The organism is Microbacterium martis (genome assembly GCF_047246685.1).
Taxonomy (GTDB): domain Bacteria; phylum Actinomycetota; class Actinomycetes; order Actinomycetales; family Microbacteriaceae; genus Microbacterium.
Window position 1 is genome coordinate 923,820 of sequence record NZ_JBFOKT010000001.1, and the last position, 23,745, is coordinate 947,564.

The window sequence follows — 23,745 nt, forward strand, 5'->3', positions numbered from 1 at the left end:
GGATCGAGCGGGGCCGGTTAACGGAAGTCAAACCCACGGTGAACTCTTCGTTCATCACGTCGATCCCGTCGACATTCCCTCTTCCTCAACGACCGAAAGCGAACGGTGGAAACCGCAGCCCTCATCGTCGTGCTCGTCATCGCGCTGGCACTCTTCTTCGATTTCACCAACGGGTTCCATGACACCGCGAACGCGATGGCCACGCCCATCGCCACGGGTGCACTGAAGCCGAAGACCGCCGTCCTGCTGGCCGCGGTGCTCAACCTCATCGGAGCGTTCCTCTCGACCGAGGTGTCGAAGACCATCTCCGGCGGCATCATCCAGGAAGACGCCATCATCGCCGCGGGCGCCGATCTCTTCCTCGCACTCATCTTCGCGGGCCTGATCGGCGCCATCACATGGAACATGCTGACCTGGCTGCTCGGCCTGCCCTCGAGCTCGTCGCACGCCCTGTTCGGCGGTCTCATCGGCGCCACCCTGGTCGGCGCGGGACTCGGCGGCATCGACTTCGGCGCCGTGCTCTCGAAGATCGTCCTCCCGGCGCTCATCGCCCCGATCACCGCCGGCATCATCGCGTTCGCGGCGACCAAGATCGCCTACTCGGTCACCCGCCGCTACGACGGCAAGCCCGACGGCCGCGACGGCTTCCGCTGGGGGCAGATCTTCACCTCGTCGCTGGTGGCCCTGGCGCACGGGACGAACGACGCCCAGAAGACGATGGGCGTCATCACCCTCGCCATGATCACGATCGGCTGGCAGTCGGGCGCGCACCACGAGCCCGAGCTCTGGGTCATCATCGCCTGCGCCTTCACCATCGCGCTCGGCACGTACCTCGGCGGCTGGCGCATCATCCGCACGCTCGGAAAGGGGCTCACCGACGTCAAGCCGGCACAGGGCTTCGCCGCCGAGAGCTCGACGGCCGCGACGATCCTCGCCTCCAGCGCCCTGGGCTTCGCGCTCTCGACGACGCAGGTCGCATCAGGCTCGGTGATCGGCTCCGGCCTCGGCCGCCGCGGGTCGACGGTCCGGTGGCGGACGGCCGGCCGGATCGGCGTCGGCTGGCTCCTCACGCTGCCGGCCGCCGGCGGTGTCGGCGCTCTCGCCGCCCTCCTGGTCGTCTGGCTGGGGAACTGGGGCGTGGCGATCGATGCGGTCATCGCCGTCGCCGTCATCCTCGGCCTGTTCCTGCGTTCCCGGAGGAACGCGGTCACGCACGCGAACGCGATGAGCGACGTCGCCGAGTCGCATCTCGCGGTCGAGGTGCCCGACACCCCGCCCCCGACGCGTCGTCAGCAGCGCATCGAGCGCGCGAAGGCCGAGGCGAAGGCCCGCGCCGAGGTGCGCGAGCGGGCCAAGGCCGACGCCAAGGCCCACGCGAAGAAGAAGGCGGAGGCCAAGGCCGCGGCGAAGTCGGTCAAGACGGCGAAGCCCGGGGACGACCACCGGAACGAGGACCCGGCATGAACGTGACGATCGACTGGCTCGCCTTCCTCCAGGTCTTCGCCGCGGCTCTCCTCGGTGCGACGGCGATCGTGACCTTCTACGCTCTGGGACTGCGGCTCCTCGTCCGCAGCGGCCGCGCTCCGGTGGTGAGCCCGGCCGAGTTCACCGATGCGATCACCGTGATCTCCGAGAAGGAGCTCAAGCGCGCCGCCAAGCAGGCCGCGAAGGCCGCGAAGAAGAGCCCTCTGACCGAGGGGCAGAAGACCGTGGCGCGGATCGGCGCCTACGCCTGCTTCGCGCTGTGCGCCGCGGCCGTGGTCGCCGGCATCCTCATCATCGTCGTCGGTCACTGACGGCGGCCTAGGCTGGGGCCATGTCCGCAGCATCCGGCACTCCGGCCTTCGGCCGGCATCCTTCCGCGTCTCATGTGCTCATCCACGTCAGTGATCCGCACTTCCTCGCCGACGGGGCCGCGCTCGCCGGGCGCTTCGACGTCGAGGCGAACTTCGACCGCACGCTCGGGGCGATCCGTGCGGTGCATCCGCATCCCTCCGCCATCGTCGTCACGGGCGACCTCGCCGATCTCGGCGAGCCCGACGCCTACCGGCGGCTCCGCGCGGCGGTCGAGCCCGTCGCGGCGGAGCTCGCGGCGCCCGTCGTCTGGGTCGCCGGAAATCACGACGAACGCTCGGCGCTGCGCCGCGACCTCCTGGGCCTTGCCGCCACCGAGGAGCCGGTCACCGGGGTGTGGGATCTCGACGGCCTCCGCATCGTGGCTCTCGACACCAGCGTCCCGGGGTGGCATCACGGCGACCTCGACGACGCGCAGCTGGAGTGGCTGGCCGACGTCCTCGCGGAGCCCGCGCCGCACGGGACGCTGCTCGCGATGCATCACCCCCCGCTGCCCAGCCACGTCCCGCTCTTCGACATCCTCGAGCTCCGGCACCAGGACGAGCTGGCCGAGGTCGTCCGCGGCACCGATGTCCGCGGCATCCTCGCCGGACACCTGCACTACTCGTCGCACGGCTCGTTCGCCGGTGTGCCCGTGAGCGTCGCCTCGGCCACCTGCTACACGATGAACGTGGCGCGTCCGGCTGCCGACGTCAACGGAATGGATGCCGCGCAGGCGTTCCAGCTCGTGCACGTGTACCCGGAGACGATCACGCACACCGTGGTCCCCGTGATCGATGCGCCCACCGGAGACGCGTTCTCCCAGGAGTGGATCGAGCGCATGGCGCGGCTCACGCCCGAGGCCCGGCTGGAGGCCTTCTCCCGCAAACCGGGTCGGTGACCGGCGTAGACTGGGGGAATCCCCCGAATCCCACCCGCCACGACCCACAAGGATGTGACATGGCTTCTGCCGCGCCCGCATTGACACGCACCGAGACCGATTCGCTGGGGAGCATGGAGATCCCTCTCGACGCCTATTGGGGGATCCACACCGCTCGGGCCGATGCGAACTTCCCCATCACGAAGCGCCCGATCTCGGTCTATCCCGACCTGGTGATCGCGCTCGCGATGGTCAAGCAGGCCAGTGCGCGGGCGAACCGGGAGATCGGCGTCCTCGATGCCGAACGCGCGGACCTCATCGACCGCGCCGCTCAGCGCGTGATCGAGGGCGAGTTCCACGACCAGTTCACCGTGGGCGTCATCCAGGGCGGCGCGGGCACCTCGACGAATATGAACGCGAACGAGGTCATCACGAACATCGCGCTCGAGATGGCCGGTCGCGAGAAGGGCGACTACGCGTTCCTGTCCCCGATCGACCACACCAACCGCAGCCAGTCGACCAACGACGTCTATCCCACGGCCGTGAAGATCGGACTGTCCCTCACCCTGCGCTCGCTGCTGGACGAGCTCGACCTTCTGCGTCAGTCGTTCCTGGCCAAGTCCCGCGAGTTCCACGACGTGCTCAAGGTGGGGCGCACGCAGCTGCAGGATGCCGTGCCGATGACCCTGGGTCAGGAGTTCCACGGCTTCGCCACCACGCTGGGGGAGGACCACAGCCGTCTCACCGAGAACGCGTCGCTCATGTTCGAGATCAACATGGGCGCGACCGCCATCGGAACCGGCATCACCACGCACTCCGACTACGCCTCGGCGGTTCTGCGGCATCTCCGCGACATCACCGACCTCGACCTCGAGACGGCGACCGACCTGGTGGAGTCCACGAGCGACACCGGTGCCTTCATGTCGTTCTCCGCCTCGCTCAAGCGCAACGCCGTCAAGCTGTCGAAGATCTGCAACGACCTCCGGCTGCTGGCGTCCGGCCCGCAGGCGGGCCTCGGTGAGATCAACCTCCCCGCGATGCAGGCAGGCTCGAGCATCATGCCCGGCAAGGTGAACCCCGTGATCCCCGAGGTCGTGAACCAGGTCGCCTTCGCCGTCGTCGGCGCCGACATGACCGTCACCATGGCGGTCGAGGGCGGTCAGCTGCAGCTCAACGCGTTCGAACCGGTCATCGCGCACTCGATCTTCCAGTCGATCACCTGGATGCGCCAGGCGATGTGGACCCTGCGCGTCAACTGCGTCGACGGCATCACGGCCAATCGCGATCGGCTCGGGGCCATGGTCGGCGCGTCGGTGGGGGTCATCACCGCTCTCACGCCGTTCATCGGCTACGCCGCGGCGGCCGCGCTGGCCAAGACCGCTCTGCTGACCAACCGCAATGTGGCCGACCTCGTCGTCGAGGCCGGCCTGATGTCGCGCGACGAGGTCGTCAAGCAACTGTCGCCGGCTCGGCTCTCGGGCCTCGAGGCGGTCACCGCGGCGATTCCGGTGATCACCCCCGAGGACCTCGCGGTCTGACGGTGAGGCGGCTCCCGGACGGGAGCCGCTTCTAGTCGACGACGCGGCAGTGGGTGGTGAGCTCGCCGAGCCCGTCGATGCCGACGGTGACCGTCGAACGGTCGCGCATGAAGATCTGCGGGTCGCGCGAGTATCCCGCTCCTCCCGGGCTCCCGGTGGAGATCAGGGTGCCCGGAAGCAGCGTCACCGACTGGGACAGGTGTGCGATCAGCGTCGCCACGGAGCGCACCATCTGGCCGGTGCTGGCATCCTGCACCGTCTGACCGTCGAGCACGGCCCAGATGTGCAGGTCCTGCGGATCGGCGACCTCGTCTGCGGTCACCGCGAACGGCCCGGTGGGCGTGAATCCGTCGAACGACTTGCACCGCGACCACTGCGCCTCGGAGAACTGGATGTTGCGGGCCGTGATGTCGTTCACGACCGTGTAGCCCCACACGTGCGAGAGGGCGTCGGCCTCGCTGACGTCTTTCGCCGGGGCGCCGATGATGACGCCGAGCTCGGCCTCGTAGTCGACGGCCTCGCTGAGCGCGCGGGACCACGAGGTGATCTGATCGTGCCCGCTCAGGGAGTTCGGCCAGAGCGTGAACACCGTCGGCGCGGCATCCGTCTTGAGGCCGAGTTCGCTGGAGTGCGCGGCGTAGTTGAGGCCGACGGCCAGCACGGCCGGGGGAGCGAGCACGGCGGAGGCGTACTCCCACTCGCCGAGCGGATGCCGCGGGGCGGTGGTGTCGGCGAGGGCGGCGCGCAGGTCGTCCAATGCCGCATCTCCTCCCTCGATGAGGTGCTGCAGCGTGGCAGGAGCGTCGGGAACGAGATCAGAGACGAGGATGGCGTCCGAGTCCTGGACCACGGCGAGATGCGCATGAGGGGAGTCAGGACGGCGCAGATGAGCGAACCGCATGCTCCTACGCTACCCGGTGGCCGGGGATCGTCGCCTGGAGGTGTTCGTCAGAACGGGGCCCCGAGGGTTGTGCGCCATATGCTTCAGCTATGAGCTCCTCGCCGACATATGCGTCCGCGCTGGCGCAGCCGACCCCCTATGCGCCGCCGGCTCCGGTGCCGCCCGCCCCCGCCGCCTCCCTGCCCGCGCTACCGGTGCCGTCGAAGAAGGGGCGTTCGGTCTCGGTCTGGCTCTTCGCCTTCCTGGGCTTCCTGCTTCTCGCTCTGATCGGGTACTTCGGCTGGGCGCTCGGTCCGCTGGCCTCGGCCGTGGGTCTCGTGCTGGCGCTCATCCCGCTGACGATCGTCTTCCTGGGCGTGCGGATGATCGACCGCTGGGAGCCCGAGCCGCGGCGGCTCGTGGTCTTCGCGATCGCTTGGGGCGCCATCGCGGCGGTCGGCCTGTCGCTCCTCGTCGACATCGGACTGACGCTCCTGGTCGGCCTGCGCGACGATGCGCTCTCGGCGGTCGTGCAGGCGCCGATCGTCGAGGAGTTCTGGAAGGGCCTCGGGGTCTTCCTGATCTTCCTCGTCGCCCGTCGCGCCTTCGACGGCCCGGTCGACGGGGTCGTGTACGGGGCGCTCGTCGGTGCCGGATTCGCCTTCACCGAGAACATCCAGTACTTCGCGATCAGCCTGATCGAGGGCGGCGGCGCGCAGCTCACCGCCACGTTCGTCGTTCGCGCCCTGCTCTCGCCCTTCGCCCACGCCATGTTCACCGCCCTCACCGGCTTCGCGATCGGGCTGGCCGCCCGGCGCCACGCCTCCGCGGGAACGGCGCTGGGAACGGGTCTGGTCGGGATGGTGGGGGCAATCCTCCTGCACGCCCTCTGGAACGGATCCGCCACCTTCGCCGACTTCTTCGGCCTGTACGTCACCCTTCAGATCCCGCTCTTCATCGGGTTCGTCATCGGCATCGTCGCGCTCCGTCGCGAGGAGTCGCGTCTGACCAGGGCGCGGCTGGGCGAGTACGCGGCCGCCGGATGGTTTACCCCCGAGGAGGTGACGATGCTCGCCACTCCCGCGGGCCGCAAGGTCGGCCTCGCCTGGGCTCGTCAGCTGCGCGGAGACCGGCGCCCGTTGATGCGCGAGTTCATCACAGACGCGACGGCGCTGGCGGCCGTGCGGCAGCGCGCCCTCACCGGTCGCGACCCACTCGCCGCCGACGACGAGCGGGCGCTGCTGATCCGTACGCGCGCGACGCGGGCGGCGCTGCTGGCGTATTGAAACCGCGCGACTGGTCGGGGACGCCGCAGCCGGAGTCGGAGGCGGTGCCTGAGCCGAAGGCGGCGCCGGGCGCATCCGCCGCCGGACAGACTCAGCGCCCGGTGCTGCGGCGATGCCTGCATGTCTCCCGGGCGCTGAGTTGGTCTGTAAACAGGGTGCACCCGTGTTCTGCGGGTGTCAAGACCCCGAGCCGGAGCGCTCCGGTCGGGGTGTTCGCTCTGAGCAGGTCGGGCCGCGTTGACCGCGCCCGCGGGCTCGGGTTGGATGGAGGACATGACAGATCGTACGAAGCCCGAGTTCGACGCCCCCACCGCACCCGCTCCGTCCGAGCTCGTGATCCGCGACCTCATCGAGGGCGACGGAGCCGCGGCCGAGCCCGGTGACACCGTGACCATCCACTACGCCGGCGTCGAGTACTCCTCCGGCGAGGAGTTCGATTCCTCGTGGAGCCGCGGTCAGACCGCGCGGTTCCCTCTGCCGGACCTGATCCGCGGATGGCAGGAGGGCATCCCGGGAATGAAGGTGGGCGGCCGACGCGAGCTCACCATCCCGCCCCACCTCGCCTACGGTCCCGCCGGCGGAGGGCACTTCCTCTCCGGCAAGACGCTGATCTTCATCATCGACCTGCTGGCCATCGGCTGACCCCGATCCACTCGTTCGAAGACGCCTCGCTCTCCCGAGCGGGGCGTCTTCGCGTGCGGCGGCATCTTCACGGGCGGAGGTCGCACGGATCGGGAATACATGCGAACGCATGTAAGTTGGGGGATGGAGACGCCGCGCACGCGGCCCCGTCCCACCCGCCGCATCCGCGGCCACCGTCTCCCGAGGAGAGAGCATGACCAGCATCGACATTCCCGGCTACCGTCCCGGCACCTGGGTTCTCGACCCTTCGCACAGCGAGGTCACCTTCAGCGTCCGGCACATGATGATCTCGAAGGTCCGCGGCACCTTCGGCGTCAAGAGCGCGACCCTGATCGCTCCCGAGAACCCGCTCGACGCGAAGGTCGAGGCGAGCGTCGACGTCACCTCGATCGACACCAAGGACGAGGGTCGCGACGCCCACCTCCGTTCGGCGGACTTCTTCGACACCGAGAACTTCCCGACCATGGAGTTCGTCTCGACCGGTGCACGCGCCGAGAACGGCGAGCTGTTCGTCGACGGCGACCTGACGATCCGCGGCGTCACCAAGCCGGTCAGCTTCGAGCTCGACTTCGGCGGCTTCGGCTCCGACCCGTGGGGCAACTACAAGGCCGGCGCCTCGGCCACGACCGTCATCAACCGCGAGGACTTCGGTCTGACCTGGAACGCCGCGCTCGAGACCGGCGGCGTGCTGGTGGGCAAGGACGTCACGATCAGCCTCGACCTGCAGGGCGCTCTGCAGCAGGACTGATCGCGAGACGCCGAGAACCCCGTGCCCGTCAGGGTGCGGGGTTCTCGGCGTCGTAGGCGTGGAAACGGCGGTTGCGGCCGGCGAGCACGGCGACGAGGGCTACCACGAGGAATCCGCCGAGGAGCGGCGGGAACCAGAGCGTCGTGAGCGACGCGAGGACTCCGGCGTACAGCGCACCCAGGCGCGGTCCTCCGGCGACGACGACGATGAAGACGCCCTGCAGGCGTCCGCGCATCGTGTCGGGAACGGCCGCCTGCATCATGGTGTTGCGGTAGATCGAGCTCACATTGTCGGATGCGCCGGAGATCGCGAGGGCGATGCACGCCGCGACGATCAGGGCGACGGCGGGTGCGGTCTCCGAGGCGCCGCCGGTGAGGGCGCCGAACAGCAGCACGAGACCGAACAGCAGGATGGCCGCGCCATAGGCCTCGACGGCGCGGGCGATTCCGCGTCCGTGCCATCGGTACTGCACGACCCGACCGGAGAAGAGGCTCGACGCGAACGTGCCGACGGCGACCGATGCGGTGAGGATGCCGGTGGTCACGGCGCCGCCGCCGAGGATCACCGTCCCCAGCGCGGGGAAGAGGGCCAGAGGCTGTCCGAAGGTCATCGCGATGATGTCGACGATGTACTGCATCCGGATGTTCCCGGCGCGCCGGAGGAACCGCCATCCGTCGACGAGGGACGCCAGGCCCGGGCGGACGATCTCGCCCTCGGGGCGCAGGGCAGGGAGCGTCCAGAGCCCGAGGAACATCGACAGCATGAGCACGACGTCGATCGTGTAGGTCCAGCCGTAGCCCGTGAGAGCGACCAGAAGCCCCGCGAGGGCGGGGCCGGCCATGACGGTGAGCCCGAACGTCACGCCGTTGAGGGCGGATGCCGCGGCCAGGAGCTCGCGCGGGATCAGACGGGGTACGATCGCGGTGCGCGTAGCCATGCCCACCGAGTTCGCGGCCGAGTTCACGATGCTGAGCACGTAGAGCCACCAGATGGTCTCCGCACCGGTCCAGGTCAGGGCGGCCAGGAGGGCCGTGGACACGAAGGTGACGGTGGCGGCGATCAGGGCGACCCGTCGACGGTCGAAGGCGTCGGCGAGCATTCCGCCGTACAGTCCGGCGAGGACCATCGGCACGAGACCGGCGACGGCGATCATCGAGACCGCGAAGGTGCTCTCCGTCAGGGCGAACACGTGGAGCATGACGGTGACGATCGTGAGCTGTCCACCGATGCCGGCCAGGGATGAGCCGATCCACATGCGGGCGAACGCCGGGCTGGCCTTCAACGGGCTGAGATCGATGAGATGGCTGCGAGCCCCGCTCACGCCGAACGCCTGTCCTGCATCCCTCGAGCGTATCGGCTCACGGAACGGGGCGTTCGGCGGTCACGAGCCGAGCCTGCGACTGGTAGACTCTTCAGGTTGCCGTTCGATCGGCCGCGGATAAAGAGAGCTCGCGCATCAGGCGTCGGGCGCCGCGCAACAAGCAGAGAGGGGATCGAATCTATGGCACTGGAAGCAGACGTCAAGAAGGCGATCATCGAAGAGTACGCGACGCACCCCGGTGACACCGGATCCCCCGAGGTGCAGGTCGCAATGCTGACGCAGCGCATCAAGGACCTCACCGAGCACCTCAAGGGACACAAGCACGACCACCACTCGCGTCGTGGGCTGTTCCTGCTCGTCGGTCAGCGCCGTCGTCTCCTCGGCTACCTCCAGGACATCGACATCGAGCGTTACCGCTCGCTGATCGAGCGTCTCGGACTACGGCGATAAGGCAGAGCGAACCCAGCGTTCAATCGCGCAGAACATTCTTGAGAAGGCCGCCCCACGGTGTGGGGCGGCCTTCGTCGTGCGTTCGGGTGCGTCCGTCAGGCCCGAGCGCCCACGAGGTCGGGGTGATGGATCGCGGCCACGTCGGGGTGTGCCCGCAGACGCGACTTCATCGCGTTCTCACCGTAGGTGGCGTGGATCGGATTGCTCGGGTCATCGGTGACGCCCGTGGCCGCGGCGGCGAGCTCCGCGGGAAGCTCGAGGAGCGGCAGCTGCTGATCGAGCGCGGGATTGAAGAAGAACGGGATCGAGATGCGCTCCTCCGGCGCACGCGGTGAGATCACGCGATGGTTGGTCGCCTTCAGGTAGCCACCGGTCGCGTACTCCAGCAGCTCGCCGATGTTCACCACGAAGGCGCCCGGGACGGAGGGCGCCGACACCCATTCCCCGTTCCGCTCGACCTGGAGGCCGCCCTTGCCGGGCTCGACCCAGAGAAGGGTGAGCACGCCGGAATCCTTGTGCGCTCCGACGCCCTGCTGCGGCTCCGGCTCGTGCGTGCCGGGATAGCGCACGATCTTGATGAGGGTGGACGGGTCGCGGAACGACTCGTCGAAGTACGATTCATCGGCTCCCAGGGTGAGCGCCCAGGCGCGCAGCAGCGTGCGGGAGATCTCGGTGAGGGCGTCGTGCCACTCCGTGACGACCTCCTTCAGCTCGGGTTGGGCGGCAGGCCAGAGGTTCGGACCGGTGAGGCGGTTGAAGGCGGGCCCGCCTTCGACCGGCTCGCGCTCGGGGCCGATGTCGATCTGCTCGCGCCAGTCGACCTTGCCCTGCGTCCGCTCTCCGCCGACCCGTGTGTAGCCGCGGAAGTGAGGGCTCTTGATGTTCTCGATCGCGAGCTTCTCGTGCTCGGGCAGCGCGAAGAAGTCGAGGGCGGCCCGGTGCAGGCGCGCCTCCAGGTCGGGCGAGATGCCCGTGCCCGTCAGGTAGAAGAAGCCGACGTCGTGGGTCGCGGAACGCAGGTCGTCGCGGAACCGCGCCGCGGCCTCGGGGCCGGCATCGAGCTGGGAGAGGTCGAGGATGGGGAGCGAGAGATCAGCCATGGACCGAGAGTAGGTCGCTCCCATCCGGGTGGAGACGAGTGTTTCGTCGGGTTACCCGCGCACAGGTGTGAACGGGCGTGACGAAACATTCGCCGACGGGGTGCTAGGGTCGCGTGGGTAAGGAATGCCTTACCTCATTTCGTTCCGAGAGTCTGGTCCGTGCTCGCCACTTTCCTCATCGGCCTTCGCGAGGGCCTCGAAGCCGCGCTCGTCGTCGGCATCCTCGTCGCCTACCTCCGACGACTCGGACGTGCCGACGCCCTTCCGCGGCTCTGGGGCGGTGTCGCACTCGCGATCGCACTCGCTCTCGGCATCGGCGCCGTGCTCACCTTCGGAGCGTACGAACTGACGTTCACCGCGCAGGAACTCATCGGCGGCGGACTCTCCCTGCTCGCCGTGGCCATGGTCACCGGAATGATCTTCTGGATGCAGCGCGCCGGTCGCACGATGAAGGCGGAGCTCGAGGGCGGAATCGACCGCGCCCTCACCACCGGCGGCCTGTGGGGGCTCGTCGCGATCGGGTTCGTGTCGGTCTCGCGCGAGGGCATCGAGACGACCCTTCTGCTGTGGTCCATGACCCAGTCGTTCCCCGACGCACCCACGGCCCTGATCGGAGCCCTGCTCGGTCTCGGGGCGGCAGTCGTCGTCGGCTGGCTCCTCTCCCGCGGCGCCGTGAAGCTCGACCTTCGGCGCTTCTTCGCCTGGACCGGCGGCTTCCTCGTCGTCGTCGCCGGCGGAGTGCTCGCGTACGCCCTGATGGACCTTCAGGAGGCGGGGGCGCTTCCCGGGCCGTTCACGGCGGCCGCGCCGATGGATCCGATCTCCGGCGGCGTGGCCGTCGGCGCAGCCGGCTTCCCGTTCGGCTGGGCGTTCGACGTGTCGGCGACGATCTCTCCCGGCAGCCCGGCCGCTGCGATCCTGCAGGCCACGATCGGCTTCATGCCCGCGATGACGTGGCTTCAGGTGATCGCCTGGACCCTCTACCTCGTCATCGTCGGCGGCCTGTACATCCGGGGACTGCGGACGCGCCGTCCGTCGACACCTCCGGCGCCGGTCGACGACCGGTCCGAGCCGACCCCTCTCTCACCGCAAGGAGCAGCATGACCACCACCCGTCCCTCCCTCGCCGTCCTCGCCGCCACGGGCGCGGCCGCGCTGATGCTGAGCGGCTGCGTCGCGAAGAGCGACGCGACCGACACGTCCGCGGCGTTCGAGGTGGCCTCGACCGACGGCGACTGCGCGGTCTCCGGGGCGACCGCGTCGAGCGGCACCCTCACGTTCGACGTGCGGAACGAGACCGACCAGGTGTCCGAGTTCTATCTGCTCGCCGACGACGGACTGCGCATCGTCGGCGAGGTGGAGAACATCGCCCCGGCGGCCTCGCGCACGCTCACCGTCGTCGCGCAGCCCGGCGAGTACTTCACCCTCTGCAAGCCCGGCATGATCGGGGAGGGTGTCGGACGCGCGGCGTTCACCGTCACGGGCGACCGGGTCGCCGTCGACGGACCCGACGCCGATCAGAAGCAGCAGGCGGTCGACCTGTACGCCGCGTTCGTCAAGGATCAGGTCGGGCAGCTCCTTCCGGCGGTCGAGGAGTTCGTCGCCGCCTATCAGTCGGGCGACGACGCCACCGCGCGGTCGCTCTTCCCGCTCACCCGGGCCTCCTACGAGCGCATCGAGCCGGTCGCCGAAGCACTCGGCGATCTCGACCCCCGCATCGACTACCGCGAGGTCGACGCCGTCGCCGAAGGACTGGACTGGACCGGCTTCCATCGCATCGAGAAGGATCTCTGGGTGCCCGCGCAGGACGCGCTGAACGCCGACGGCGAGACGCCGGCCTGGCAGGACTGGGCGCCCTCCACGCCAGAGGAGCGGGCCGACTTCGGCGACCTGCTCCTCGCCGACGCCCAGGAGCTCTACGACTACGTGCACTCGGAGGATTTCACGACGTCTCTCGACGATCAGGGCATCGGCGGCATCTCGAACGGCGCCATCGCTCTGCTCGACGAGGTGGCGACGGGGAAGATCTCCGGCGAGGAGGACTGGTGGTCGGGCACCGACCTCTACGACTTCGCCGCCAACGTCGAGGGTTCGAAGATGGCCTTCTCGCTGGTCCAGGACTTCGCGTCGGCCCAGGGCGACGACGGCGAGGCGCTCGTCGGCGAGATCGAGGACGGATATGCGGCTCTGGAGGAGTCCCTGGCCGCGCACGGATCGCTGACGGAGGGCTTCGTGGGCTACACCGCGCTCACCGATGCCGACAAGCGCGAGTTCACCGACCTGATCAACGCCCTCGCCGAGCCGCTGTCGCAGCTCACCGGCACAGTGCTCGACTGATCGCGCGGAACGGCACGGACGTGGACGGATCGGGAGCGGATGCCGCGCGCGACGCGGGCGCCGGTCCGGCGACTCCTCCGCCGGGCGGTCTGAGCAGGCGAGGCCTGCTCGGTCTCGCGATCGGCGGCGGCGTCGCCGGGCTCGCCGTCGTAGGAGCGGCTGGCCTCGCGGGAGGGGTGGCGCTCGAGCGCACCCGAGCCTCGGGCGACGCCGCGACCGCGTACGACTTCCACGGTCGACATCAGGCGGGCATCACCACACCCGTGCAGGAACATCTGCATTTCGCCGCCTTCGACATGATGCCCCGCACCGATCGCGCCGATCTGATCTCACTGCTGGAGGACTGGACCTACGCCGCGTCGCGCCTGGTGCAGGGGCTGGAGGTCAGCGCGACCGGCGCCGTCGGCGGTTCGGCGGAGGAACCGCCCGATGACACCGGGGAGGCGCAGGGGCTGACCACCGCGGGTCTCACGATCACCTTCGGCTTCGGTCCCGGGCTCTTCGAGAACGAGGAGGGCGACCGGTACGGGATCGCAGCCTCTCGGCCGGTCGGTCTGGAGCGGCTTCCGGCGTTCCTCGGCGACGATCTCGATCCGCAGTCGTCCCACGGAGACCTGTGCGTGCAGGCGTGCGCCGACGATCCCCAGGTGGCCGTGCACGCAGTTCGCAATCTCAGCCGCATCGCGTTCGGCCGCGCGCGACTGCGCTGGTCGCAGCTGGGCTTCGGCAAGACCTCGCGGACGACGGCCGCGCAGACGACCCCGCGGAACCTCTTCGGCTTCAAGGACGGCACCGCGAACATCCTCTCCGACGATGCGCGGGCGCTCGACGAGCACGTCTGGGTCGCAGAGACCGACCAGCCGGCGTGGATGGCGGGCGGGTCGTACCTCGTCGCCCGGAAGATCGCGATGCTGATCGAGACGTGGGACCGCGTCCGCCTCTCCGAGCAGGAGACGATCGTCGGCCGCGACAAGGGGGAGGGGGCGCCTCTGTCGGGCGGCTCCGAGTTCACGGCGCCCGACTTCTCGGGCGCAGCCATCGATGCGAGCGCCCACGTCCGCCTCGCCCACGCTGACCGGAACGGCGGCATCCGGATCCTCCGTCGCGGCTACAACTACGTCGACGGCAACAACGATCTCGGCCGGCTGGACGCCGGGCTCTTCTTCCTGTCGTATCAGCGCGACCCCGCGCAGTTCATCACGCTGCAGCGCACGCTCTCCACAGACCGGATGAACGAGTACATCCGGCACGTCGGGTCGGGTGTCTGGGCGGTCCCGGGCGGCATCGAGCCGGGCTCCTACGTCGGTGCCCGCCTGTTCAGCTGAGAGCCGAGGCCACGAAGGCGGCCAGCGCGTCGGCACGTCCGTGATCGTCCGCGGTGATCGTCACGACCGCGTCGCCCGAGAAGATCAGCAGCTGTCCGTGAGCGCCGTGCAGCCGCCAGGCATCGCCGGGCCCGTCCCAGCCCGCGAGCGCATAGCGCTCGTATCCGGGATCCGTTCCGGCGGCGACCCAGTCGGCGTGCATCCCGTCGATGATCGCCGACGACACGATCCGGCGCCCCTGCCAGACGCCGCCATCACGGATGAGCAGGCCGAGCCTCGCGAGCTCGTCGGTGCGCAGGGCCAGTCCGCTGCCGGCGACGATGCGTCCGTGGGGGCACCGATCCCATTCGACGCCCTCGATCCCGAGCGGGGTGAACAGGCGCGGGCCCAGGTAGTCGGCGACGTCGCCGACGCGCGCGGCGAGCGCGGTCATCGCGGTGTACGTGCTGGCGTTGGCGTACTGGAAGACCCGACCACGGGTGGGGCGTGCCAGGTACTCCTCGGCGAGGTCGGGCCAGTCCGACATCTCGGTCTCGGACCACGGCATGTCGATGCCGCTCGACATCGTCAGCAGATGGCGCAGGGTCACCGTCTCGACACCGGGTCCGAGATCGGCGTCCGGGAGCAGGGCGGCGACGGTCTCGTCGAGGCGCACGAGATCCTCGTCGGCGGCGATCCCGGCCGCGAGAACGCAGACGCCCTTGGCCACCGAGTGGACGTTCTCCCGGACGTCGGCGGTCCAGCGGTGCACGGCGACGTCGTCACCGACGCGCACGTGCAGTCCGTGCCCGCGGAACCCGATGGCGTCGGCGTGGCCGACGATCGCGTCGCGGAGCGCGCGGGCGGTCACCGCTCGCCGCTTTCGGCGGAGCCGGAGGCGGAGCCGGAGGCGGAGCCGGAGGCGGAGCCCCTGCGAGAGGGGTCGCGCGGGACGTCGCGCGGACGACGCGAGCCGGTGGGGTCGTTCCGCCGGCCTTCGCGGCCCGCGAGCACCGGATCGACGAAGAGCCACTTCGGCCGGGGCTCGATGAGCGGGCGGAAGAGCCGTCGTACCGGCTTGGTCGCGAGTGCCAGTGCCAGGACCACCGAGAGCGCCGTGACGAGCGGCAGCCAGATCCAGGTCGGCTCGAGGTCGCGTAGGGCGCCGGATTCGCGGAACGGATACAGCACGAACGAGTGCAGGAGGAACACGTACATCGTGTACTGGCCGAAATGCGTCCACCAGTAGGTGCCGCGGGGGACCAGAGCGAAGAACGCCGCGCACAGCACGACCGCGAGCAGCATGAGGGCGAACCGGACGCCGCCGGCCCACCACTGCTCGCCGCCGAGGTCGGCGTAGGAGTCGTCGTAGAAGAGCCAGTGACGCAGATCGATCGCCTGCCACACCGGCAGCCAGTGCCACGCGGCCCACCCCGCGGCGGCGAGGACCGCGACGGCGACCACGCGCACCCACCAGGGCCGGACGTCGAGCAGGCGGAAGCGGGCCACGATGTCGCGCTCGCGCAGCCACCAGCCGAACGCGAAGAACGGCAGCAGCCCCAGGGTCCGCGACAGGGAGAAGGTGCTGTCGACGTTGGGCAGATACCCGACACCGATCGAGATGAGGACCGTCCACAGCAGAGGCCAGCGCACCAGGGCGAGGTAGGGGATGACCAGCCGGAAGATGCCGAGCGCGAGGAGGAACCAGAGGGTCCACGACGGTTTCGTCGGGTTGGGATTCGCCTGTCCTTCGACGAGCCACTTCGTGAGCGTCCACAGCACTTCGAAGATGAGGTAGGGGATGAGGATGTCGGTGATGACGCGGGCCATCTGCGTGCGCGTCGGCGAACCCGATTTCGAGAAGTATCCGGAGATGATCGCGAACGCGGGCATGTGGAACGCGTAGAGGGCGAGATAGAAGGCGAAGGCGATGTCGGAATCGTAGATCAGGCGCTGGATCGCGTGGCCGAGCACGACGAGGACGATGCACGCGTAGCGGGCGTTGTCCCAGAACGGCACGCGCCGGCGGGGGCGCGAGGTGGATCCGGTCGCCGGGCCGGACGGGGGCGCTCCTGCATCGGTCATCCTCCGAGGCTACCGCCGGGAATAATGTTGTCGGGATCGCGTTGACTCCTATACATTCAAATGAATAGAAACGGGTGCGGCGGCATCCGCTTCGGAGAAGACGGAGCAATCATGAGTGAGCAGTCAGGCGCGATGCAGTTCGGCCTCATGTCGGTCAGTGACATCACGCGCGACCCGACCACGGGCATCACGCCGAGCGAGCAGGAGCGCATCAAGGCCACCCTGACCATCGCGAAGCATGCCGAAGAGGTCGGCCTCGACGTCTTCGCGATCGGCGAGCACCACAATCCGCCGTTCTGGTCGTCGAGCCCCACGACGTTCCTGGCGGCCCTGGCCGCGCAGACCGAGCGCCTCATCGTGTCGACCTCGACGACGCTCATCACCACCAACGACCCCGTGCGCATCGCCGAGGAGTACGCGATGCTGCAGCACCTCTCCGACGGGCGCATGGACCTCATGCTCGGCCGTGGCAACACCGGACCGGTGTACCCCTGGTTCGGACAGGACATCCGTCAGGGCCTGCCGCTCGCGATCGAGAACTACGCGCTGCTGCACAAGCTGTGGCGCGAGGACGTCGTCGACTGGGAGGGCAAGTTCCGCACCCCGCTGCAGGGCTTCACCTCGACGCCTCGTCCGCTCGACGGCGTCGCCCCGTTCGTCTGGCACGGCTCCATCCGCACGCCCGAGATCGCCGAGCAGGCCGCCTACTACGGCGACGGGTTCTTCGCGAACAACATCTTCTGGCCGAAGGAGCACTACCAGCGGCTCATCCAGCTCTACCGGCAGCGGTACGCCCATTACGGCCACGGAGCGCCCGAGCAGGCCATCGTCGGCCTCGGCGGTCAGGTGTTCCTGGCCGCGAAGTCGCAGGATGCCGTGACGCAGTTCCGCCCGTACTTCGACAACGCCCCCGTCTACGGCCACGGCCCGAGCATGGAGGACTTCACCGAGATGACCCCGCTCACGGTGGGATCCCCGCAGCAGGTCATCGACCGCTACGCCGCGATGCGCGATTACTACGGCGACTACCAGCGCCAGCTCTTCCTCATGGACCACGCCGGCCTGCCGCTCAAGACCGTGCTGGAGCAGATCGACATCCTCGGCTCCGAGGTCGTGCCGGTGCTGCGCAGGGAGCTCGCGAAGAACCGTCCCGCGAACGTCCCCGACGCCCCCACCCACGCCGCGCGCGTCACGGCCGCGTTCGGCGATGGCCCGACGCGCCAGGCCCGCCCCGGCGCGAACCGCGGCGACAATCTCACCGGCGACTCGCCCTACGAGGACACCCCGGCTCCCGCGGGCGCCGCCTTCGGGCTCAGCCGGAAGGGAGCCTGAGATGACCACCCGTCGTATCGCGGTCGTCTCGGCCGGACTGTCGAACCCCTCGTCCACCCGCATGCTGGCCGACCGGCTCGCGGCGGAGACGGTGCGGGCCCTCGCCGAACGCGACATCGAGGCGACCGTCGACGTGATCGAGCTGCGCGACCACGCGCATGACATCACGAACAACCTGCTGACCGGTTTCGCGCCCCCGGCTCTCGAGACGGCGATCAACACCGTCGTATCGGCCGACGCCGTGATCGCGGTGACGCCGATCTTCTCGACGAGCTACTCCGGGCTGTTCAAGTCGTTCATCGACGTGCTCGACCCCGACGCGCTCACCGGCACCCCCGTGCTCATCGGCGCGAACGCGGGAACCGCTCGCCACTCCCTGGCCATCGACTACGCGATCCGTCCGCTGTTCGCCTATCTGCACGCGGATGCCGTCTCGACGGGCGTGTTCGCCGCCTCCGGCGACTGGGGCGGTGCGGGCGACGGGGTCGCCCCGTTGTCGGCGCGGATCGAGAAGGGCGCGAACGAGCTCGCCGAAGCGGTCGCCCGTCGCGACGCCGCCTCGAGCGCCGACCCGTTCGATCCGGCCACGTACCTCGGCGAGGGCCGCTCGTTCGGGCACCTGCTGGGGGGCCTCGCCGGGGAGTGAGTCGCCGGTCGTCGCCGAGGCATCGACAAGGGTCGGGGCAGCGTCGTACCGTGTGGTCATGTCATCGACCGCTGCGCTCGACGCCGTCCGCTCCCGTCTGAGCGGTTCCCTCCTCCTTCCCGGCGACTCCGGCTTCGACGCCGCGCGGTTGCCGTGGAACCTCACCGTCGACCAGCGGCCCGCTGCGGTCGCCGAGCCGGCGGGTATCGACGACCTCTCGGTGCTCGTCGAGGCCGCGCGCACGACCGGGGCGCCCCTCGCCGTGCAGCCCAGCGGTCACGGCGCCTCCGGCGATCTCGAGGGCGCCATCCTGGTTCGGATGTCGGCGTTCGACGACCTTCGGATCGACGCCGACGCGGGGGTCCTGCACGTGGGCAGCGGTGTGCGGTGGGGAACGGTCATCGCGGCGCTCGAGGGCTCGGGCTGGGCCGCGCCCTCGGGGACCAGCCCGGTGATCAGCGTCGGCGGGTACACCCTGGGCGGAGGGCACTCCTGGTTCAGTCGCACGGCAGGGCTCGGCTCCGACAACCTGCGGGCGGCATGGGTGCTGCGCCCCGACGGCTCGCACACCCGCGTCGACGACGGCAGCGATCCCGATCTGATGTGGGCGCTGCGCGGGGCGGGCGGCGTCGTGGGCATCGTCACCCGACTCGAGATCGATCTCGTGCGCACGCCCTCGCTGTGGGGCGCCAACATCGTCTTCGACGCGGCCGACTCCGCCGCCGTCATCAGGGCCGTCCGCGACCTGTCGGCCGACGCGCCGCCCACGCTGAACGTGTTCCTCAACTCCGCGCGCATGCCCGACGCCCCGCAGCTGCCCGAGGCGATCCGAGGGCGCAGCTTCCTCGCGCTGCAGGCGCTGTCCGTCGACGGTGAGGCCGATGCGCTGCTCGCCGCCGTGCGGGGAGCAGGACGCGTGCAGCATGAGGCATCCGGTCCCACGTCACCGGGAGCGCTCGTCGCAGCCTCGACCGAGCCGACCGAGCCGATGCCGGCCGGCGGCGCATCGATGGCGCTGACCAGCCTGGACGACGCCACCATCGATGCCCTCGTCGCCTTCCGCGATCTGCCCGAGCAGGCGTCGATCATCGGCATTGACCTCCGGATGCTGGGTGGAGCGCTCGCCGCGCCCCGCCGCGCCGGGTTCGCCTCGCTGCAGTCGGTGGGGTGGCTGCTGCACGCGCTCGCGCCGTCTCTGCCCGGGGCGCCCGCGGGTCTCGGCGACGCGAGTCTCGACGGGCTGCGCGGAGTGCTGGCGCACGCCGCAGCGCTGCGGACCATCCCGACGTTCCTGGGACCGGGCGAGACTCTCGAGCAGTGCGTGCCGCCGGCGGAGATCGAGCGGCTGCGCGCGGTCAGGGACGTCGTCGATCCCGACGGCGTGCTGTACGCCGGCCGGCTTCCGCGCTGAGCGGCGCCCTTCGCGCAGAGGGGATGCGGGAGCCGATCCATGGCGGCCCCCGCATCCGGGCGGTCAACCGCTCTTGCGTCGGAACTCGCGCCGCGTCTGGGGTGCGGCGGCGGCGTGAACGGCGGAATCGCCGTCGAGGTGAGCCTCGCCCTGCCGGTGGTGCGCGTTCTTCTTCTCGAGCGCTTCCTTGAACTTGCGCTTCATCTCCTCGGCCGAGGAGGCGCCTTCTTCGGTGCTCATGCCCCGAGCCTAGAGCACGGTCGTGCGGAGGGGGAGGGGCCGGTGAACGGCAACCGATGTCGGGATGGCGGGTGTCCGGCGATGCAGCATCCGGTGAACATCCGGTGCCCGACGCCGATTCCGGCGCCGGCATGGTCGCGACCCCGTCATCCTGGGCGTGTGAGAGTCGCGATCGTCACCGAATCCTTCCTTCCGCACATGAACGGGGTCACCGGCTCCGTCCTCCAGATCCTGCGCCATCTCGAGGCGAGCGGACACGACGCGCACGTCCTCGCGCCGGATGCGGAGGGCATCCCCACCACGATCTCCGGCGCGCCGGTGCACCCGATCCCCAGTCTCCCGCTTCCCGGGTACCGCACGGTGCGGGTCGGCACCTCGTCGGCGCACCGGGTGGCGGCGTCGCTCCGGGGGTTCCGGCCCGATGTCGTGCACCTCGCCTCGCCCTTCGCGCTCGGGTGGCGCGGTGTCCTCGCCGCCGACCGCCTCGACCTCGCCTCCGTGGCCGCCTACCAGACCGACGTCGCCGCGTACGCGGAGCGTTATCGCGTCGCCGTGACGACGACCCTCGCTCAGGCCCAGATCGCCCGCCTGCATCGGCGTGCCACGATCAGCCTCGCTCCGTCCGCGGAGTCGGCGAACCAGCTGGCCGGTCTCGGCGTCGACCGCGTGCGCCGCTGGGGACGGGGAGTGGATGCCGAGCGCTTCCACCCCCGGCGTCGCGACGAGGAGCTGCGCGCGAGGTGGGGGGCGGAGGTGGTCGTCGGATACGTCGGCCGTCTCGCTCCGGAGAAGCAGGTCGAGGACCTGGCGCGCCTCCACGGCATCCCGGGCGTGCGGCTGGTGATCGTGGGTGACGGACCGAGCAGGACGAAGCTCGAAGCATTGATGCCGCACGCCCTCTTCCTCGGCCACCTGAGCGGCGATGCGCTCGCCGCCGCGATGGCCTCGTTCGACGTCTTCGTGCACCCGGGGGAGAGCGAGACGTTCGGCCAGACGCTCCAGGAGGCGCACGCGAGCGGAGTGCCGGTCGTCGCCACCGGGCGGGGAGGTCCGCTGGACCTCGTGCGCATGGGCGTCGACGGTTGGCTGTACCGGCCCGGGGACCTCGACGACCTGCGGATGCGCGTGGAGGATCTCGTCGGTGATGCGCGCAAGCGTCGCGCACTGGGACGGGCGGGGTGGGAGGCGGTGCAGTCACGCAGCTGGGGGAGTGTCTGCGATCAACTCCTGGGCCATTTCGACGACGCGATCGCGCTGCGCAGGGTGGACTCCGGGCTGCGCGCGCGCCGCCTGACGCGGCCGGAGGCGTCGGTCGCCCTCTCCGGCAGACGGTGGAACCGGTACGTGGCCCTGGGCGACTCGCTCACCGAGGGGCTGTGCGATCCCGCACCCGACGGGTCGCTCCGCGGCTGGGCCGACCGGCTCGCACTTCTGCTGGCTGCGCGAGGAGGGCTCCACTACGCCAACCTCGCCGTCCGATCGAAGCGCGTGCGCGACGTCTGCGGCACGCAGCTCGACCGCGCTCTCGCGCTGCGGCCCGACCTGGTGTCGATCCTCGTCGGCGCGAACGATCTCGTCGGTCGCGCGGTCGACGTGCGCCTGATCGCCGCACAGCTCGAGGAGGCCGTCGTGCGGTTGCGCGACAGCGGTGCCGACGTGCTCCTCGTCACGCCTTTTCTCCCGCGCCGACGCGCCGCCCAGGTCTACGCGAGGCGCTTCTCGGCTTTCGCCACGGCCGTGGCGGGGATCGCCGCACGCACCGGGGCGATCCTCATCGACACCGACCTGCACCCGACGCTCGGCGATCGGCAGAACTGGGGTGAGGACCTGGTGCACCTCAGCAGCCGCGGGCATCGCTTCCTCGCGTATCGGGCGGGGGAGGTGCTCGGCGTCCCGCACGCGGAGGCGCTCGGTGCCCTCGACGCCGCACTGCACGAGCACGAGCCGATCAGCGCCGGCGTGTGGTGGCGCAGGCACGCACTGCCGTGGGTCTGGCGCCGCCTGCACGGAAGGACCGCGGGCGACGGTCGCGTCGCGAAGCACGACGACTACGTGATACTGGGCCGCGCCGTCGCCCCCGCCCCCCGCGCCTGACCCCGCTCGCCGCCCTCCTTCCGCCGAGACCCCGTGTTATCGCCGAGACCCCGCGCTGCGGACGTCCGCAGGGCGGGGTCTCGACGCGAAAGCGGGGTCTCGCCTGATGAGAGGGGGGCGGGTCAGCGGCGGCCCATGCCGTGATACTGCCAGCCGGCGGCGCGCCAGGCGGCGGCGTCGAGGCAGTTACGGCCGTCGACGATCACACGACCGGCGACGAGCGAGCCGGCATGCTCGGGGGTGAGCTCGCGCCGGTAGTGGTCCCACTCGGTGACGATGACCACGGCATCCGCGTCGCGCAGCGCGTCGTCACGGTGCGGAGCGTACCCGAGCTGCGGGTGAGCGGCGGCGGCGTTCTCGAGCGCGGCAGGATCGGTCACCACCACGTCGGCCCCGAGACCACGCAGACGCACCGCGACGTCGAGTGCGGGTGAGTCGCGGATGTCGTCGCTGAACGGCTTGAACGCCGCTCCCAGCACGGCGATCCGGCGTCCGAACACGAGCCCTCCGAGGGCGTCGACCACGAGCTGCACGGCGCGATCGCGTCGCCGCAGGTTGATGCCGTCGACCTCGCGGAGGAACCCGACGGCCTCGCCGCGCCCGAGCTCCTCGGCCCTGGCGGCGAACGCGCGGATGTCCTTCGGCAGGCAGCCGCCGCCGAAGCCGATGCCCGAGCCGAGGTACCGCCGGCCGATTCGCGTGTCGTGCCCGAGTGCGTCGGCGAGGAGCGTCACGTCGGCGCCTGCGGCCTCCGCGATCTCCGCCATCGCGTTGATGAAGGAGATCTTGGTCGCGAGAAACGCGTTCGCCGCGCCCTTCACGAGCTCGGCGGTCGCGAGATCGGTGACGAGGAACGGCGCACCCGCCTCGATCGCCGGCGCGTAGGCGTCGCGGAGGAGTGCTGCCGCCTCCTCCCCGGCCGACGTCTGCGGGATGCCGACGACGAGACGGTCCGGCATGATCGTGTCGTGAACGGCCCAGCCCTCGCGCAGGAACTCCGGGTTCCAGACCAGGGCGGCGCCCGTCTGTGCGATCCGGGGAGTCAGACGCGCGGCCGTGCCCACCGGCACCGTCGACTTCCCCGCGACGACGTCGCCTGCCCGCAGGTGGGGGAGGAGAGCGTCGACGGCTGCGTCGACGAAGCGCAGGTCGGCGGCGTGCCCACCGGCGACCTGCGGCGTGCCCACGGCGAGGAAGTGCACGGCTGCGCCGGCGGCATCGGCCGTCTCCGTGCTGAACCGCAGGCGGCCCGATGCCACTCCTTCCTGGAGGAGCTCGTCGAGCTGCGGCTCGAAGAACGGGGCGACTCCGTCCGCGAGCGCGGCGACCTTGCCCGCGTCGACATCGATGCCGATCACGTCGTGTCCGATCGAGGCCATGGCGGCGGCGTGCACGGCACCGAGGTACCCGCAGCCGATGACTGACATGCGCATGGAGCCAGCAGAGCGGATGCCGCCCACGCACCGGCATCCGCGCGGTGAACGCGGTGTGACCGGCCGGTGTCGGATCCGCTGCCCGCCGTGCGCGAGGGATTCCCGGGGGTGCCGCTGATAGGGTGGATGGGATCGACGTCTGTCGGTCGCACAACCGAACATCGACTCATGGAGCGAACAGCGGAG

At 70.2% G+C, this 23,745-nt stretch carries 22 protein-coding genes; 15 read left to right on the forward strand and 7 right to left on the reverse strand.

All coding sequences use genetic code 11. From position 1 onward, the window contains the following. Nucleotides 1-105: 105 nt before the first annotated feature. From AB3M90_RS04365 to AB3M90_RS04380, 4 genes are read left to right on the forward strand one after another with little or no spacing between them, the layout of a single operon-like run. Nucleotides 106-1,464, forward strand: a complete 1,359-nt coding sequence (locus AB3M90_RS04365; protein ID WP_412950181.1) for an inorganic phosphate transporter — start codon at nt 106-108, stop codon at nt 1,462-1,464. Then, on the forward strand, nt 1,461-1,796 hold the full coding sequence (locus AB3M90_RS04370; protein ID WP_412950182.1) for a peptidase: 336 nt from the start codon (nt 1,461-1,463) through the stop codon (nt 1,794-1,796). Before AB3M90_RS04365 ends, AB3M90_RS04370 begins: the two co-directional genes overlap by 4 nt. A gap of 20 nt (nt 1,797-1,816) precedes the next feature. After that, on the forward strand, nt 1,817-2,734 hold the full coding sequence (locus tag AB3M90_RS04375; protein ID WP_412950183.1) for a metallophosphoesterase: 918 nt from the start codon (nt 1,817-1,819) through the stop codon (nt 2,732-2,734). Nucleotides 2,735-2,793: 59 nt separating this feature from the next. Then, entirely contained in the window at nt 2,794-4,251 is a 1,458-nt protein-coding gene (locus tag AB3M90_RS04380) for an aspartate ammonia-lyase (RefSeq protein ID WP_412950185.1), read from the forward strand. 31 nt (nt 4,252-4,282) lie between these two features. Here the strand turns inward: AB3M90_RS04380 and AB3M90_RS04385 are convergent, their stop codons facing one another. Next, nucleotides 4,283-5,152 (reverse strand): fumarylacetoacetate hydrolase family protein, encoded by an 870-nt coding sequence (locus tag AB3M90_RS04385; protein ID WP_412950186.1) that lies wholly within the window; start codon nt 5,150-5,152, stop codon nt 4,283-4,285. 89 nt (nt 5,153-5,241) lie between these two features. Here AB3M90_RS04385 and AB3M90_RS04390 point away from each other — a divergent pair, with 89 nt between their 5' ends. The 3 genes from AB3M90_RS04390 (at nt 5,242) to AB3M90_RS04400 (ending at nt 7,807) form a co-directional block, all read left to right on the forward strand. After that, nucleotides 5,242-6,417 carry a PrsW family intramembrane metalloprotease gene (locus AB3M90_RS04390; protein ID WP_412950188.1) on the forward strand — a complete coding sequence of 392 codons (1,176 nt, stop codon included), beginning with the start codon at nt 5,242-5,244 and terminating at the stop codon, nt 6,415-6,417. A 273-nt stretch (nt 6,418-6,690) separates the two neighbouring features. Next, complete coding sequence (locus AB3M90_RS04395; RefSeq protein ID WP_412950190.1) at nt 6,691-7,059, forward strand: FKBP-type peptidyl-prolyl cis-trans isomerase; 369 nt, start codon at nt 6,691-6,693, stop codon at nt 7,057-7,059. A gap of 193 nt (nt 7,060-7,252) precedes the next feature. Beyond that, nucleotides 7,253-7,807 (forward strand): YceI family protein, encoded by a 555-nt coding sequence (locus tag AB3M90_RS04400; protein WP_412950192.1) that lies wholly within the window; start codon nt 7,253-7,255, stop codon nt 7,805-7,807. A gap of 28 nt (nt 7,808-7,835) precedes the next feature. Here AB3M90_RS04400 and AB3M90_RS04405 read toward each other — a convergent pair whose 3' ends face one another. Further along, nucleotides 7,836-9,128, reverse strand: a complete 1,293-nt coding sequence (locus AB3M90_RS04405; RefSeq protein WP_412950193.1) for an MFS transporter — start codon at nt 9,126-9,128, stop codon at nt 7,836-7,838. A 180-nt stretch (nt 9,129-9,308) separates the two neighbouring features. Between AB3M90_RS04405 and rpsO the strand changes: the two genes are divergently transcribed. Continuing rightward, nucleotides 9,309-9,578, forward strand: coding sequence for a 30S ribosomal protein S15 (gene rpsO, locus AB3M90_RS04410; protein WP_412950194.1), 270 nt, complete (start codon nt 9,309-9,311; stop codon nt 9,576-9,578). Nucleotides 9,579-9,673: 95 nt separating this feature from the next. Here rpsO and AB3M90_RS04415 read toward each other — a convergent pair whose 3' ends face one another. Then, nucleotides 9,674-10,678: an isopenicillin N synthase family dioxygenase gene (locus tag AB3M90_RS04415; protein ID WP_412950195.1), complete on the reverse strand. Its 1,005-nt coding sequence runs from the start codon at nt 10,676-10,678 to the stop codon at nt 9,674-9,676. 159 nt (nt 10,679-10,837) lie between these two features. On the opposite strand from AB3M90_RS04415, the gene efeU reads away from it, so the two are divergent. From efeU to efeB, 3 genes are read left to right on the forward strand one after another with little or no spacing between them, the layout of a single operon-like run. Beyond that, entirely contained in the window at nt 10,838-11,782 is a 945-nt protein-coding gene (efeU, locus tag AB3M90_RS04420) for an iron uptake transporter permease EfeU (protein ID WP_412950196.1), read from the forward strand. After that, nucleotides 11,779-13,014: an iron uptake system protein EfeO gene (gene efeO / locus AB3M90_RS04425; RefSeq protein ID WP_412950197.1), complete on the forward strand. Its 1,236-nt coding sequence runs from the start codon at nt 11,779-11,781 to the stop codon at nt 13,012-13,014. Before efeU ends, efeO begins: the two co-directional genes overlap by 4 nt. A 20-nt stretch (nt 13,015-13,034) precedes the next feature. After that, on the forward strand, nt 13,035-14,339 hold the full coding sequence (efeB, locus tag AB3M90_RS04430) for an iron uptake transporter deferrochelatase/peroxidase subunit (RefSeq protein ID WP_412950198.1): 1,305 nt from the start codon (nt 13,035-13,037) through the stop codon (nt 14,337-14,339). Here the strand turns inward: efeB and AB3M90_RS04435 are convergent. Then, a complete protein-coding gene (locus AB3M90_RS04435; RefSeq protein WP_412950199.1) occupies nt 14,332-15,189 on the reverse strand; it encodes a serine hydrolase domain-containing protein in 858 nt (285 codons plus the stop codon). The two genes, efeB and AB3M90_RS04435, sit on opposite strands and share 8 nt — an antisense overlap. Continuing rightward, entirely contained in the window at nt 15,186-16,403 is a 1,218-nt protein-coding gene (locus AB3M90_RS04440) for an acyltransferase family protein (RefSeq protein WP_412950200.1), read from the reverse strand. The genes AB3M90_RS04435 and AB3M90_RS04440 overlap by 4 nt, the downstream gene beginning before the upstream one ends. Nucleotides 16,404-16,514: 111 nt before the next feature. Here AB3M90_RS04440 and AB3M90_RS04445 point away from each other — a divergent pair, with 111 nt between their 5' ends. From AB3M90_RS04445 to AB3M90_RS04455, 3 genes are read left to right on the forward strand one after another with little or no spacing between them, the layout of a single operon-like run. Next, nucleotides 16,515-17,735, forward strand: a complete 1,221-nt coding sequence (locus AB3M90_RS04445) for an LLM class flavin-dependent oxidoreductase (RefSeq protein ID WP_412950201.1) — start codon at nt 16,515-16,517, stop codon at nt 17,733-17,735. 1 nt (nt 17,736) lies between these two features. Continuing rightward, a complete protein-coding gene (locus tag AB3M90_RS04450; RefSeq protein WP_412950202.1) occupies nt 17,737-18,381 on the forward strand; it encodes an FMN reductase in 645 nt (214 codons plus the stop codon). Between the two features lie 58 nt (nt 18,382-18,439). Further along, nucleotides 18,440-19,792 (forward strand): FAD-binding oxidoreductase, encoded by a 1,353-nt coding sequence (locus AB3M90_RS04455; protein ID WP_412950203.1) that lies wholly within the window; start codon nt 18,440-18,442, stop codon nt 19,790-19,792. A 63-nt stretch (nt 19,793-19,855) separates the two neighbouring features. On the opposite strand, the gene AB3M90_RS04460 is transcribed toward AB3M90_RS04455, so the two are convergent. Then, nucleotides 19,856-20,032, reverse strand: coding sequence for a DUF5302 domain-containing protein (locus AB3M90_RS04460; protein ID WP_412950204.1), 177 nt, complete (start codon nt 20,030-20,032; stop codon nt 19,856-19,858). Nucleotides 20,033-20,191: 159 nt separating this feature from the next. Between AB3M90_RS04460 and AB3M90_RS04465 the strand changes: the two genes are divergently transcribed. Further along, nucleotides 20,192-22,126 (forward strand): GDSL-type esterase/lipase family protein, encoded by a 1,935-nt coding sequence (locus AB3M90_RS04465; protein WP_412950205.1) that lies wholly within the window; start codon nt 20,192-20,194, stop codon nt 22,124-22,126. Between the two features lie 122 nt (nt 22,127-22,248). Here the strand turns inward: AB3M90_RS04465 and AB3M90_RS04470 are convergent, their stop codons facing one another. Further along, nucleotides 22,249-23,559: a UDP-glucose dehydrogenase family protein gene (locus AB3M90_RS04470; protein WP_412950206.1), complete on the reverse strand. Its 1,311-nt coding sequence runs from the start codon at nt 23,557-23,559 to the stop codon at nt 22,249-22,251. Nucleotides 23,560-23,745: the final 186 nt, after the last annotated feature.

What these genes read in the sequence shown, in the direction of transcription:
- AB3M90_RS04385 (WP_412950186.1), bottom strand. Translation starts at nt 5,152, where the DNA reads ATGCGGTTCGCTCATCTGCGCCGTCCTGACTCCCCTCATGCGCATCTC.
- AB3M90_RS04450 (WP_412950202.1), top strand. Translation starts at nt 17,737, where the DNA reads ATGACCACCCGTCGTATCGCGGTCGTCTCGGCCGGACTGTCGAACCCC.
- AB3M90_RS04375 (WP_412950183.1), top strand. Translation starts at nt 1,817, where the DNA reads ATGTCCGCAGCATCCGGCACTCCGGCCTTCGGCCGGCATCCTTCCGCG.
- AB3M90_RS04460 (WP_412950204.1), bottom strand. Translation starts at nt 20,032, where the DNA reads ATGAGCACCGAAGAAGGCGCCTCCTCGGCCGAGGAGATGAAGCGCAAG.
- AB3M90_RS04445 (WP_412950201.1), top strand. Translation starts at nt 16,515, where the DNA reads ATGAGTGAGCAGTCAGGCGCGATGCAGTTCGGCCTCATGTCGGTCAGT.
- AB3M90_RS04400 (WP_412950192.1), top strand. Translation starts at nt 7,253, where the DNA reads ATGACCAGCATCGACATTCCCGGCTACCGTCCCGGCACCTGGGTTCTC.
- AB3M90_RS04390 (WP_412950188.1), top strand. Translation starts at nt 5,242, where the DNA reads ATGAGCTCCTCGCCGACATATGCGTCCGCGCTGGCGCAGCCGACCCCC.
- AB3M90_RS04415 (WP_412950195.1), bottom strand. Translation starts at nt 10,678, where the DNA reads ATGGCTGATCTCTCGCTCCCCATCCTCGACCTCTCCCAGCTCGATGCC.
- AB3M90_RS04395 (WP_412950190.1), top strand. Translation starts at nt 6,691, where the DNA reads ATGACAGATCGTACGAAGCCCGAGTTCGACGCCCCCACCGCACCCGCT.
- AB3M90_RS04470 (WP_412950206.1), bottom strand. Translation starts at nt 23,559, where the DNA reads ATGCGCATGTCAGTCATCGGCTGCGGGTACCTCGGTGCCGTGCACGCC.
- efeO (WP_412950197.1), top strand. Translation starts at nt 11,779, where the DNA reads ATGACCACCACCCGTCCCTCCCTCGCCGTCCTCGCCGCCACGGGCGCG.
- AB3M90_RS04440 (WP_412950200.1), bottom strand. Translation starts at nt 16,403, where the DNA reads ATGACCGATGCAGGAGCGCCCCCGTCCGGCCCGGCGACCGGATCCACC.
- AB3M90_RS04455 (WP_412950203.1), top strand. Translation starts at nt 18,440, where the DNA reads ATGTCATCGACCGCTGCGCTCGACGCCGTCCGCTCCCGTCTGAGCGGT.
- AB3M90_RS04370 (WP_412950182.1), top strand. Translation starts at nt 1,461, where the DNA reads ATGAACGTGACGATCGACTGGCTCGCCTTCCTCCAGGTCTTCGCCGCG.
- AB3M90_RS04380 (WP_412950185.1), top strand. Translation starts at nt 2,794, where the DNA reads ATGGCTTCTGCCGCGCCCGCATTGACACGCACCGAGACCGATTCGCTG.
- rpsO (WP_412950194.1), top strand. Translation starts at nt 9,309, where the DNA reads ATGGCACTGGAAGCAGACGTCAAGAAGGCGATCATCGAAGAGTACGCG.